Annotated in this window: 6 protein-coding genes; all 6 read left to right on the forward strand. The window is 71.8% G+C overall.

Going from position 1 to position 13934, the window contains the following annotated elements:
- Window positions 1-7 precede the first annotated feature (7 nt).
- Genes ON19_RS37920 through ON19_RS37945 form a run of 6 tightly spaced genes read left to right on the forward strand, consistent with a single transcriptional unit; the run spans window position 8 to window position 13877 of the window.
- Window positions 8-6634, forward strand: coding sequence for a type I polyketide synthase (locus ON19_RS37920; protein ID WP_043704350.1), 6627 nt, complete (start codon window positions 8-10; stop codon window positions 6632-6634).
- Complete coding sequence (locus ON19_RS37925) at window positions 6631-8742, forward strand: beta-hydroxydecanoyl-ACP dehydratase (RefSeq protein ID WP_043704352.1); 2112 nt, start codon at window positions 6631-6633, stop codon at window positions 8740-8742. Before ON19_RS37920 ends, ON19_RS37925 begins: the two co-directional genes overlap by 4 nt.
- Complete coding sequence (locus tag ON19_RS37930; protein WP_043704354.1) at window positions 8742-10310, forward strand: PfaD family polyunsaturated fatty acid/polyketide biosynthesis protein; 1569 nt, start codon at window positions 8742-8744, stop codon at window positions 10308-10310. Before ON19_RS37925 ends, ON19_RS37930 begins: the two co-directional genes overlap by 1 nt.
- Window positions 10307-11989, forward strand: coding sequence for an acetyl-CoA carboxylase carboxyl transferase subunit (locus tag ON19_RS37935; protein WP_043704356.1), 1683 nt, complete (start codon window positions 10307-10309; stop codon window positions 11987-11989). The genes ON19_RS37930 and ON19_RS37935 overlap by 4 nt, the downstream gene beginning before the upstream one ends.
- Entirely contained in the window at window positions 11989-12504 is a 516-nt protein-coding gene (locus ON19_RS37940) for an acetyl-CoA carboxylase biotin carboxyl carrier protein (protein WP_051169770.1), read from the forward strand. Before ON19_RS37935 ends, ON19_RS37940 begins: the two co-directional genes overlap by 1 nt.
- Window positions 12501-13877, forward strand: a complete 1377-nt coding sequence (locus ON19_RS37945; RefSeq protein WP_043704358.1) for an acetyl-CoA carboxylase biotin carboxylase subunit — start codon at window positions 12501-12503, stop codon at window positions 13875-13877. The genes ON19_RS37940 and ON19_RS37945 overlap by 4 nt, the downstream gene beginning before the upstream one ends.
- Window positions 13878-13934: the final 57 nt, after the last annotated feature.

The raw sequence follows: 13934 nt of genomic DNA on the forward strand, positions 1-13934 counted from the left end.
AACATCCGTGACAGACGACAGACGCCTGGCGCGCAACCCGATCGCCATCGTCGGGATGTCCGGGCTGCTGCCCAACGCCCACAACCACCGAGAGTACTGGCAGAACATCGTCGACGGCGTGGACTGCACCACCGAGGTCCCCGAGTCACGCTGGAGCCTGGACGACTACTTCGACGCGGATCCGACGGCGCCGGACAAGACCTACTCGCGCCGGGGCGCGTTCCTGCCCGACGTCGAGTTCGACCCACTGGAATTCGGGCTGCCGCCCAACCAGCTGGAAGTGACCAGCACCATGCAGACGCTCGGTCTGGGCGTCGCCCGTGACCTGCTGCGCGACGCGGGCGCGGTGGACTCCGACTGGTACGACCCGGGCCGCACCGGCGTCGTCCTCGGCACCACCGGCCCGGTGCCGCTCATGCACCCGTTGGCCGCGCGGCTGTCCACGCCGGTGCTGAAGGAGGCGGCGCGCTCGGTCGGGCTGTCCGACGCCGACGCCGATGCCATCGCCGACCGGTTCGTCGCGGCATTCGCGCCGTGGGAGGCGAATTCGTTCCCGGGCCTGCTGGCCAACATCACCGCGGGCCGGGTGGCCAACCGGCTCGGCCTCGGCGGCATCAACTGCACGGTCGACGCGGCCTGCGCGGCCTCGCTGGCCGCCTTGCGCACCGCCATCGCCGAACTCCAGGACGGCCGCGCGGACATGATGATCACCGGTGGTGTGGACACCGAGAACACCATCTTCATCTACATGTGCTTCAGCAAGGTCGGCGCGCTGTCGGCCAGCGGGCAGATCAGTCCCTTCTCCGCCGACGCGAACGGCACGCTGCTCGGTGAGGGCATCACCATGCTCGCGCTGCGCAGGCTGGAAGACGCACGGCGCGACGGAAACCGGATCTACGCCGTCATCCGGGGCCTGGGTTCCTCCAGCGACGGCCGCGCCAAGAGCATCTACGCCCCGCGCGCGGGCGGCCAGCGGGTCGCGCTGGACCGCGCCTACGCCGACGCCGAGATCTCACCCGCCGACGTGGCGCTCATCGAAGCGCACGCCACCGGCACGCCCGTCGGCGACAAGACCGAGCTCACCGCGCTGAAAGAGCTGCTTACCGACGCGACGACCGAGCCCGCGTTCGCCGCGCTCGGCAGCGTGAAGTCCCAGATCGGTCACACCAAGGGCGCCGCGGGCACCGCGAGCGTGATGAAACTGGCGCTGGCGCTGCACCAGAAGGTGCTGCCGGGCACCATCAACGTCTCGGCGCCCAACGCCGAGATCGCCGCCGCCGACGCGCCGTACTACGTGAACACCCGCACGCGTCCGTGGATCCGCGACCCGCAGCGGCCGGTGCGCCGGGCGGCGGCCTCGGCATTCGGCTTCGGCGGCACCAACTTCCACGTCGTGCTGGAGGAAGCGGACGCCGACCGCGCCGCGCACCCGGTGCTGCATCGCACCGCCCGCGCGCATCTCTGGCACGCGCCGGACGTGGCCGGGCTGATCGATGCGGTGCGCAGCGTCGCGGCGAGCGATGGGGGCGACATCCCGGAGGCGCACGCGCGCATCGGATTCGTCTCGGTAGACGAGGAGAACGCCGCACACCTGCGGTCGCTCGCGGTGGACGAACTGGTCCGCAACCCCGACGCCACGGCCTGGGAGCACCCCGAGGGCGTGTACTTCCGCGCCGCCGCCCTGCCGGATCGCAAGGTGGGCGCGCTGTTCGCCGGACAGGGCAGCCAGTACGTCGACATGGGGCTGGACGCGGCGCTGAACAACCCGGCCGTCGGCGCGGCGTTCGACGCGGCCAACGAGGCGTTCGCCGGTGCGCCGGTGCGTCTGTCGTCGGTGGTTTTCCCGCCACCCGCGTTCGACGACGACGTTGCGGCGGCGCAGGAGACCACCCTGCGCCGAACCGAATTCGCCCAGCCCGCGATCGGCGCGCTGTCGGCGGGACAGTTCACCGCGCTGTCGGACTACGGCTTGCACGCCGACGGGTACCTCGGGCACAGCTTCGGAGAGCTGACCGCGCTGTGGGCCTCCGGCGCGCTGGCCACCGCGGACTTCTACGCGCTGGCCCGCGCCCGCGGTGTGGCCATGACACCGGAACCGGGTGTCGAGGCGGGCACCATGGTGGCGCTGGGCGCGTCCCGGGAGACCGCCGAGGAACTGCTCGACGGCGTCGCGGACGTCTGGATCTGCAATCACAACGCACCCGACCAGATAGTCGTCGGCGGTGGCGCCGAGGGGATCGCCGCCGTCGTCGCCCGCTGCGGCGAGCGTGGCGTGGCAACGCGCGCGCTTCCGGTGTCCGGGGCGTTCCACACGCCCTACGTCGCCCACGCCGCGGCCGCGTTCGGCACCGCCGTCGCCCAGGTGCCCATCGGCGCACCGGACGCTCCGGTCTTCGCCAATACCCCCGGCGCCCGCTACAGCGAGGACGTGGCGGCCAACCGGGCACTGCTGACCGAACAGCTCGGCAAGCCGGTCGAATTCGTGGCCGCGCTCACCGCGATGCGTGACGCGGGCTGCACCGTATTCGTGGAGTTCGGGCCGAAGCAGGTGCTGACCTCGCTGGTGCGGCGCACCCTCGGCGACGACGTCGTCATCGCGACCGACTCCGGCCCGATCGGCAACAGCGATCTCGCGCTGACCCGCGCGGCGGTGCGCTTGGCCGTGCTCGGATTCGGCCTGCGCGGCATCAACCGTCACGCCGCCCCCGCACCGCAGGCCGCGGTCTCCGGCCGCGCGATGACGGTGACGATGTCGGCGCCCGAGTACGTGCCCGAGACCCGTCGCGCCGCGTATGCCGCCGCGCTCGCCGACGAATACCGGCTCAGCGTCCTGGCGGCCGCTCCCGCTCCGGTCGACAGCGTGGTCGATCACCAGCCCGCCGAACAGCGGGCCGTGCCCACCGCTTCCACCGCAGCAACGGAGAGACCCGTGTATCCCACACCGCAGCCCGGCGACGCCGGCTCGGACGCGCTGGAGAGCGCGCTCGTACAGCACCTGCACACCCATCGCCAGTTCCTGGACGGCCAGTTGGACATGGCCCGCGGCCTGGCCGGCGCGCTCGGCGACGGCAGGCTCGACGCCGCCACGGTGCGCGCCATCGAGGCGGTCAAGGAACACGGCGTCGCGATCAGCCACAGCCATGCGCGAGCCAGCGAAGTGCTCGCCCAACTGGTCGAGCTGGAAAGCGGCTTCGCTCCGGTCGCTCGCCCCTCGACCCAGGTCACGCGACCGGCGCCCGAGCCGCGCGCGGCGATCGAGCCCGCGCCGGTACGCCGCCCGCTGGCCACCGCCATGGTCGTGGACGACCACCGGGTCGCGCCCGCGCCGGAACCCGTTGCGGCAACGATTGCTCCGGCGCCCAACGGCCACGCGCCTTCCGAGACTCCGGCGCCCAACGGCAACGCACCGTCCGAAGCCGCGACGGTCGGCGGCCAGGTGACCGGCGAGTCGCTGCGCAGTGCGCTGCGTGAGGTGGTCGCGGAGAAGACGGGTTATCCAGTTGAGATGGTGGATCCGTCGATGGATCTGGAAGCCGATCTCGGGGTGGACTCGATCAAGCGGGTGCAGGTGATCGGCGCGGTGCAGGAACGTTTCCCGCAGTTGCCGAACCTCGGCCCGGAGCAGTTGGGCACGGTGCGGACGCTGGATCAGATCGTCGATCTGCTCGGCGGCGCGGGGCCGCGGACCACGCCCGAGCCGTCCGCGAACGGTGCGACTCACCCGGCCACCGCGTCCGGGGCCGACGCTGATGTCTCGGGTGAGGCGTTGCGGTTTGCGCTGCGTGAGGTGGTTGCGGAGAAGACGGGTTATCCAGTTGAGATGGTGGATCCGTCGATGGATCTGGAAGCCGATCTCGGGGTGGACTCGATCAAGCGGGTGCAGGTGATCGGCGCGCTACAGGAACGGTTTCCGCAGTTGCCGAGCTTGGGTCCGGAGCAGTTGGGCACGGTGCGGACGCTGGATCAGATCGTCGATCTGCTCGGCGGCACCGCGAGCGCCCAGGATACCGCCGGACCGTCGGCGAACGGCGCCGACGCCGAGGTCTTAGGTGAGGCTTTGCGTCGTGCGCTGCGTGAGGTGGTTGCCGAGAAGACGGGTTATCCGGTCGAGATGGTGGATCCGTCGATGGATCTGGAAGCCGATCTCGGGGTGGACTCGATCAAGCGGGTGCAGGTGATCGGCGCGCTACAGGAACGCTTTCCGAACCTACCGAGCCTCGGCCCGGAGCAACTCGGGACACTTCGCACGCTGGATCAGATCGTGGTGGAGCTCGCCGGAGCGGCGGGTGGTGATGTCCACCCAAAAGCTGAGGCCGCGGCGGGAACGTCGCGGCACGCCGTCGAAATCGTCTCCCTGCCGCCGCTGGATCGGTTGGTAGCGCCCTACCGCGAGGGAGCGCGGGCCGTACTCCTCGACCCCACCGGTGAACTCGACTCCGACCGTACGGCGCTCGCCGCCGCGCTGACCGGACTCGGATGGACGGTGCGCCAGACGAATTCGGTCGCCGGTATCGACACCGCGGGCGAACCCGTCGACGTGTGCGTGGTCCTGCTCGGCGGCTCGGCAGACTGGGCGTCGGCCCGGCGCTATCTGACCGACGGCATCCTCGCGGCGGGCCGTGCTGTGCCGCTACTGCGCGGGGCGCCGGGGCGAGCGGCTTTCGTGACGGTGACGCGGCTCGACGGCGCACTGGGCTTCCTGGGCACCGCGCAACCGGAGCACGCGCTGCTCGGCGGCATCGGCGGTGTGGTGAAAACCCTGGCGGCCGAACAACCCGGACTGTTCTGCCGGGCGCTGGACATCGATCCGGCCTGCTCGCCACGGCAGCTGGCCGAGTTCGTGACGACCGAGCTGTCCGATTCCGCCCGCGACACCCTGGAGGTCGGTATCGACGCGGCGGGTGAACGCCGTACCCCGGTGCCGAGCGGGCACGCGGCCGCACGGACGGTCACCCCGGTCCGGCCGGCCGACGAGCAGGATGCCACGGTGCTCACCGCCGATGATGTCCTGCTGGTCACCGGCGGCGCGCGCGGCGTCACGGCCACCTGCGTACTGGCGCTGGCCGCGCGGAGCGAGGCGCGCTTCGTGCTGCTCGGGCGTTCCGAGCCGAGCGTCGAACCCGGCTGGGCGACAGGGGTTTCCGACGCGGAACTCAAGTCCGCCGCGGTACGGGCGCTGGCCGGTACCGGCGCCACGCCCCGTGATATCGAGCGTGCCGTGTCCGGTGTCCGCGCCACCCGCGAGATCCGGGAGACGCTGGCCGCCCTCGGCTCACGCGCCGAGTACTTGGCCGTCGATGCCACGGATGAGCAGGCGGTCGCCGCCGCACTCGCGCCCTTGCGGGACTCGATCACCGGCGTCGTGCACGGGGCAGGGGTGCTGGCCGACTCGGTGATCACCGACAAGACCGCCGAATCCGTCGCCCGGGTGCTCGATCCGAAGATCGCCGGGCTCGCCGCCGTCCTCGGCGCGCTCGGTGAACTGCGGCATCTGGTGCTGTTCACGTCCGTGGCCGGGCTGTTCGGCAACGCGGGCCAGGCCGACTACGCGGCCGCGAACGAAGCGCTGGCACGATTGGCGGTGAGCCTGCGAACCCAGCAGCCGAACTGCCACGTCACGGCGATCGACTGGGGTGCGTGGGACGGCGGCATGGTGACCCCCGCCTTGCGCGAGCACTTCCGGACGCGCGGAGTCGAATTGCTCGACCCGCGGATGGGCGCGGCGGCGTTCACCGAGCAGTTCACCGAGGCACGCGCCGAGGACACGATCGTGCTCGTCGGACCAGCGAAGTCGCTGTCGGACACGGCGGCCGTCGCCGGCCCGGTGCGGGCGCGGCGGACGATCACCGGGATCAGCGAGGATCCGATCATCGCGGCGCACCGGATCGGTGAGCACATCGTGCTGCCCGCCACCTTCGGTCTCGGCGCGATGGTCGATTTCGCCGAACGCGCCCTGCCGGGCCGCACGGTCGTCGGTGTCCGGGACTTCCAGGTCCTCAAAGGGATCGTCTTCGACCGTCCGCTCGATGAAGTGGAACTCGAGCTGGTGCCGGGGGAAGACGCGTCCACGGTGCACGCGACCGTGCGCGGCGAGCACGCCGTCCACTTCCGGGCGGCCCTCGCGCTGGCCGACGCGGCGGATCGTCCCCCGCACAAGCCGGTGCCCGGTGGTCCGGCCGGCGCGGCGACCATCTACCGAGACGCCGTTCAGTTCCACGCGCCCGCGTTGCAGGGATTGCGCTCGGTGCGTGCGGTTTCCGACGACGCGATCGTCTTCGAGTGCGAACTGCCCGCCGCCACCGTGGCGGGCGGCGCCTACGCGGGGCGGCTGCACGATCCGGTCCTCGCCGACCTGATCCTGCAGGGACCGCCGGTGCTGGGCCACCGGCTGCTCGGCAGTGCCTGTCTGCCGCTCGGCGTGGGGCGGATCGACTACTTCCGGCCGCTGCCCGCGGGCGAGCCGTTCCTGCTCACCGTGGACAACCCGCGCGCCGGTCGGCTCGACGCCCGGCTCGACGCCACCGCCACCACGGCGGACGGCACGGTGCTGCAACAGTTCTCGGACGTCACGGTGGTGACGACACCCGATCTGACGGAGAAGTTCCAGACCTCGGTGAGGCGGTGGATGGCATGACAACCCTGGAATTCGACGGCATTCCGTTCGATCCGGTGACCGCGCTCGCGGCGGACCTGCGGGGAAGCGTCGACGGATCGCCGTCACGCCGACCGGACCCCGGCAGTGCGGGCCCGCGGGCGGGTTCGCTCGCCCCGTCCCCGGACGATGCCCCGAACAGCAGTGCGGCGGATGGTCTCGCCGTCTCCGGGACACAACCCGGTGCGTCGGCGGCGCAGCGCACGGACAGTGCCGCGGCGCGCGCCGCCGGTCCACTCGCCGAAATCCGCTCCGGTGTCGTCGCCGCGCACCGGGCGGCGTTGAACGCGCAGCTGGCCATGCAGCGGGCGGTGTGGCAGCGGGCGCTGCGCCGCCCGGCGGGACCGGGCGAGGCGCAGGCCGCGTCCGGTCCGGGTTTCGGTGGTCACGCTGACGAAGGCGTCGATCCCGGGACGGCACGCGCGGTGTCCTCCGTTCGGGGCGGGTTCACCGCCGCGGAGTCCGCCTTCAAGCCGTTGGCCCGCACCGGCCGCACCCGTCTGGATCGAGCGGCTCTGCTGCGCCTCACCGAAGGCGACCTGAGCGGCGTCTTCGGTGCGGCGCACCGGCGCTCCGGCATCGAAGCGGTGGCCCGGCTCGCCGGGACGGCCGAACTCGCGCTCACCGAAGTCACCGCCATCGAGTTGTACGGCGGCGCGGGCAACGGCAGGGTCGAGGCCCGGTTCGAAGGTGATCCACGCGCGGCCGCGACGCAGACCGCGGAGGTGTTCGCGCTGTACCTCGGCCTGCCGCTGGCGCTGTCGGGCAGTTCCCTCGTCGCGGAATGCGCGGGCACGGTCGCGGGTGTCGCGTCCGGCACGATCACCCTGACGGTGACCGCGCTCGACCTGGTGCCCCGTCCGCACATCTGCGGTACGGCGACCATCGCCGGAGCGGAAGGCGCGCTCGACGTCACGGTCACGGTCGTGGAACGCCCGGGCAGCGGGGTCGGCCCAGGTCAGGTCTCGGAAGGCTTGCTGCTCAACGAGTTCCACATGACGCATCTGTCCCGCGGCGACCAAGGCATCGCCATGGGACCGGAATTCGCGCAGTACACCGGCGTGCGGGCGACCCGCTTGCCGACCGGCGGCCTGCTGCTGGTCGACCGGGTGCTCGACTTCGACGGCCGCCGCGGAAACCTGGACGGCGCGTCCTACACCACCGAGTACGACTCACCGGCCGACTCCTGGTACTACGGCGACACCGCGAACGACTCCATGCCGCACTTCGTCTACATGGAGACCTCGTTGCAGGCGGCACTGCTGATGGGTTACTACGCGGGCCCCACGCTCACCCAGCCCGGCACCACCCTGAGCCTGCGCAACCTCGGCGGCACCGCCACCGTGCTACGGCAGATCGACTTGCGAGACAGGACGATTCGCCAGTCCTCCCGGCTGCTGTCGACCACCGTCCTGCCCGGCTCGTCGCTGCAGACCTTCGACTACACCCTCAGCGTGGACGGCGAACCGTTCTACGCGGGCGAGACCATGTTCGGATACTTCAGCGACGAGGCTCTCGCCAACCAGACCGGCCTCGACGCGGGCCGCCCCGCACCGAGCTGGCTCGCGGAGAACCCCGGCGCGGACGTGCGCACCATCGACGTCGCCGCCCGCCGGGCCGACCCGCGAGCGAGGCTGTGCGCCCGGCGCACCTTGGCGCTGATCGATCGGGTCGATGTGGTCGACGGCGGCGGCCGGTACGACGCGGGATATCTGCACTCGCTGCGCGAGATCGACCCGTCGGACTGGTACTTCGCCCGGCACTTCCACCTCGACCCGGTGATCCCGGGATCGCTCGGCGTGGAATCGGTGATCCACGCGATCCAGGAGTGGATGCTCGACGCCGGCCTCGCCGACACGATCGGTGATCCGGTCTTCCGCATCCCCGCCGGGCGGCCGTTCAGCTGGCGCTACCGCGGGCAGTTCCTGCCCACCGACGGCACCGTCGAACTCGAAGCCCACATCAAGGAGATCCAGCACGGGCCACGGGGCGTCACCGTCGTCGCCGACGGCTCGCTGTGGAAGCCGGGGCTGCGCATCTACGAGCTGACCGACCTCGCGGTCGAACTCGCCGAGCGGGAGGAACGCTGATGACCACATCCGCGGCCGGTGTCCTCGCGGACACCGCCGACGACATCACCGCCGTCTTGTCCGACCTGGCCCGCCCCTGCTGGATCGTGCGCCACGAGGGCCGGGTGGGCGCGACGACCGACGAGCGGACCGCGGCACACGCCGAGGTCCTCGCGGCGGTGGCCCCGCTACCGCCCGAGCAGCTGGGTGATCGGCGCTTCGCCGCCGCCCACGGTGTGCGCGCCGCGTACGCCGCGGGGGCCATGGCGAACGGAATCGCCTCGCCCGCATTGGTTTCGGCGATGGCCCGGGCGGGGTATCTCGCCTCCTACGGCGCGGCGGGCGTGCCCCCCGCGGCGGTGGACGCGGCACTGGCCGAGCTGAGCCGCGAGCTGCCCGGAAAGCCGTTCGCGTGCAACCTGATCCACAGCCCTTCCGAGCCCGCGCTGGAGCGCGCGATCGTCGACGCGTGCCTGCGCCATCAGGTGCGCTGTGTGGAAGCGTCGGCGTTCATGGACCTCACCGGCGAGGTCGTGCGCTACCGTGCGGCGGGGCTGGCCGTCGACCGGCAAGGACGCGTCGAGGTGCGCAACCGCCTGATCGCGAAGGTCTCCCGGGTCGAGGTGGCCGAGCCGTTCCTGCGCCCGGCGCCCACCCGGTTGCTGCGCATGCTGGTCGAATCCGGTGACCTCACGCCGGAGCAGGCCCGGCTCGCCGAACAGGTGCCGATGGCCGACGACATCACGGCCGAAGCCGACTCCGGCGGTCACACCGACCGCAGGCCGTTGCTGGTACTGCTACCCGAGCTGATCGCGGCCCGGGACCGGCTGGCCCGCACCGTGCCCGCCGCGGCGGCGGTCCGAGTCGGCGCGGCGGGCGGCATCGGCACCCCCGACGCGGCGGCCGCGGCCTTCGCGCTGGGCGCCGCCTACGTGGTGACCGGGTCGGTGAACCAGGCCACCCGGGAAGCGGCCCAGTGCGACACCACCAAACAGCTGCTCACCCAAGCCGCTTTCGCCGACTGCACCATGGCGCCGTCCTCGGACATGTTCGAGCTCGGCGTCCAGGTGCAGGTGCTGCGCAGAGGCACCATGTTCGCCGCCCGCGCGCAGCGGCTCTACGACACCTATCGCGCCTACGACGGCATCGACGCGATCCCGGCCGACCTGCGTCGCGATCTGGAGGCCACGCTGTTCCAGCGGCCGCTGGACGCCGTGTGGGAGGACTGCGTCACCTACTTCACCGAGCGTGACCCGGCCCAGCTCGCCGGCGCCGACGCCGACCCGAAACGCAAGATGGCCCTGGTGTTCCGGTGGTACCTGGGCTTGTCGTCGGGGTGGAGCATGCGCGGCGAGGCAGGCCGCGTCGCCGACTACCAGATCTGGTGCGGGCCCGCGATGGGCGGGTTCAACAACTGGGTGGCCGGAAGCTACCTGGCCGCGCTGCGCAACCGGCACGTCGCCGATATCGCCGACCAGATGATGCTGGGCGCGGCCTACCTGACCCGGGTCGCCCAGTTGCGTACCGCGGGCGTGCGGCTACCCGCCGACTGCGCCCGATTCGTGCCCCGACCGAGGGAGGAACGATGACCACGCTGGAGAGCGGTCCGGATACCCGGACCTCCTGGATGGTGTGCCCGTCCTGCGCCGCCATGCTCTACGCCAAACGCTACGAGCGGTCCGGCCGGGTCTGCCCGGACTGCGACGGGCACGGCATGCTGACCGCCGACCAGCGCATCGAGGCGCTGCTGGACCCGGGCTCGGCGCGGTACCTCGAGCCGTCCGCCACCGCCGCCGATCCGCTCGGCTTCAGCGACTCCCGCCCCTATCCCGAGCGACATGCCGAAGCGAGCCGCCGCACCGGGCTGACCGACGCCATCCGGTGCGTGCGCGGCACCATCGGCGGCGCGCCGGTGGTGCTGGCGGTGATGGACTTCCGGTTCCTCGGCGGCAGTCTCGGCGCCGCGGTGGGCGAAGCGGTCACCGTCGCTGCCGAGACTGCGCTGGCGGCGCGCGTGCCGCTCGTGCTGGTCACCGCCTCCGGCGGCGCCCGCATGCAGGAAGGCATCCTCGCGCTGATGCAAATGGCCAAGACCAGCCAGGCACTGCGCGACCTGGACGACGCGGGCGTGCTGACCATCTCGGTGATCACCGATCCCACCTACGGCGGCGTCGCGGCCTCCTACGCCACCTCCACCGACATCATCATCGCCGAACCCGGCGCGCGTCTCGGATTCGCCGGTCCACGGGTGATCCAGCAGACCATCGGCGAGACGTTGCCCGCCGGATTCCAGACCGCGGAATTCCTGCTCGAACACGGCGTGGTGGACATGATCTGCCACCGTTCGGCCCTGCGGGACCGGTTGGCCCGCTTGCTGGCACTGGCGGCCGACAGCGCGCGCCGCATCGAGGTCGCCGACGACCCGGACCCGGTCTGCGTGGACGCGGCCCGCCTCGCGCCGCGCGATGCCTGGCAGAGCGTGCGGGCCGCGCGAGAACTGGGCCGGCCGACCACACTGGACTACCTGGCCGCGTCCTTCGACGAATTCGTCGAGTTGCACGGCGACCGGTTGTCGGCGGACTGCCCCGCCATGATCACCGCGCTGGCCCGTCTCGACGACGCGCCGGTCATCGTGATCGGCACGCAGAAGGGCCATACGGCGACCGAGTTGGCGCAGCGCAACTACGGTATGCCGACCCCGGCCGGCTACCGGAAGTCGGCCCGCGTGCTGCGCCTGGCCGCCAAGCTGGGCATTCCGGTGATCACCCTGGTCGACACCGCGGGTGCTTACCCGGGTGTGACCGCCGAGGAGCAGGGGCAGGCCGTCGCCATCGCGGAATCGCTCAAACTGCTTGCCGGGCTGCCCGTTCCGGTGGTCACCGTGATCACCGGCGAGGGCGGTAGCGGGGGAGCGCTCGCGCTGGCCGTGGCCGATCGCGTGCTCGTCTGCGAGAACGCCGTCTACTCGGTGATCAGCCCGGAAGGGTGCGCCTCGATCCTGTGGAAGGACGCGGCCGCCGCACCGCGCGCCGCCGCCGCGCTGCGGGTGGACTCGACCTCCCTGCTCGAACTCGGCGTCGCCGACGGCGTGCTGACCGAGCCGCAGGGCGGCGCGCACCGAGATCCCGCCGCGGCCGCCGCCGCCCTGCGCCAGGCGCTGCGTCAAGCGGTCGCAGACTTGGCGCGGTTGCGGGTCGCGGAGCTGCTCGACCGCCGCCACCACCGTTTCCGTGTCTTCGGACTGTCCACGAACGATCAGGAGAAGTGATGACCGAGTCCGTGACCACCGAGCCGGCCGGCCGGGCGCTGAATCCGGTCGACGCCGACGAGGCGCTGGCCGTGCTGTCCCGCCACGCGCTGTCCGTGCGGGCCGAGACCGGGCCGACCTCGGTGACCGTCGCCAATGGTCCGCTCGTGCTGCGGATCAGCTGGGACGGGCACCCCGGGCCGAGCAAACCCATCGCCGTCGCGCCCGCCGACGGCGCGTCAGCGGCAGCGGCGCCGATCACCGGATCCGCCGAAAGTCGTTCGGACGCCGACACCTTCACGCTCACCGCCGAGACCGTCGGCGTGTTCTATCGCGCGCCGGAGCCGGGGGCCGCGCCGTTCGTCGCCGAGGGCGACCCGGTGCGGGCCGGTCAGCAGGTGGGCATCGTCGAGGCGATGAAGCTGATGATCCCGGTGACCGCGACCAGGGAGGGGCGGGTGGCGGAATTCCTCGTGGAGAACGGGGAGGCGGTCGAGCACGGCGCACCGCTGCTGGTGCTCGAGGTCGTGCGATGACCGTGCGGCCGATCCGCAAGGTGCTCGTCGCCAACCGCGGCGAGATCGCCGTGCGGGTCATCCGCACCTGCGCCGAACTCGGGATCGCCACCGTCGCGGTGTATTCCGCGGCCGACGCCGATTCTGCCGCGGTCCGGCTCGCCGACCAGGCGTTCCGCATCGGTCCCGGTCCCGCCAAGCGCAGCTACTCCTACATTCCGGCGGTCATCGAGGCCGCCAGGGCCACCGGGGCCGACGCGATCCACCCCGGATACGGATTCCTCTCCGAGAACCCCGATTTCGCCGAAGTGTGCGAGGCGGAGGGCTTCGTATTCGTCGGCACGCCCGCGGCGATCATGGCCGATCTCGGTGACAAGTCGACGGCGCGGTCGCTGATGGCCGCGGCGGGGCTGCCGCTGCTGCCGGGCAGCCGCGATCCGCTCGACACGGTGGACGAGGCGCACGCCCTCGCCGACGACATCGGCTATCCGGTGATCATCAAAGCGGTGGCGGGCGGCGGCGGCCGCGGGATGCGGGTGGTGCGGGACTCCGCCGACTTCTCCGGGGCCTGGCAGGAGACCCGCGCCAATGCCACCGCGGTGTTCGGTGACGGACGCCTCTACGTCGAGCGCTACCTCGACTCGGCGCGGCACATCGAAGTCCAGATCCTCGCCGATCGCCACGGCACGGTGCGGCATCTCGGCGCCCGGGACTGCTCTTTGCAGCGGCGGCACCAGAAGCTCGTCGAGGAGTCGCCCGCCCCCGGACTGTCCGAGGAACTCGTCGCCCGGATCGGCGCGGCGGCCGTGGGTGGCGCCGAAGCCGTCGGCTACGTCGGGGCCGGTACCTTCGAATTCCTCCTGGACCAGCAGGGACAGTTCTACTTCATGGAGGTCAACTGCCGCCTGCAGGTCGAGCATCCGGTCACCGAGATGGTCACGGGCATCGATCTCGTCGCCGAGCAATTGCGCATCGCTTCGGGCCTGCCGCTGGCGCTGCCCGCCGACGTCGCGACCCCGCGCGGGGTGTCCATCGAATGCCGGATCAATGCCGAAGACCCGCAACGCGAATTCGCGCCGGCCCCCGGCACACTCACCGAGTGCACGCTTCCGGGTGGGCCGTTCGTCCGGATCGACACCCACGTCGCTCCCGGCTACGCCATTCCGCCGCACTACGATTCGCTGCTCGCCAAGATCATCGTCTGGGCGCCCGACCGGCGCACGGCCATCGCGCGCATGCGCAGGGCACTGGCCGAGACCAGGATCCGTGGCAGAGGCATCGCCACCACCACCGAATTCCTGCACGACATCCTCGACCACCCCCGCTTCCGCGCCGCGGACCACGACACCGCCCTCATCGGGACCCTCACCACGGTGTCGCGCGTCGCCTCATGAAAGCCGCCGCCATCGGACGCGGTGACGGCCCGCGGCCGATGGCGGCGCACCCCGCTG

The sequence above is a fragment of the Nocardia abscessus NBRC 100374 genome (assembly GCF_000308455.1).
Taxonomy (GTDB): Bacteria; Actinomycetota; Actinomycetes; order Mycobacteriales; family Mycobacteriaceae; genus Nocardia; species Nocardia abscessus.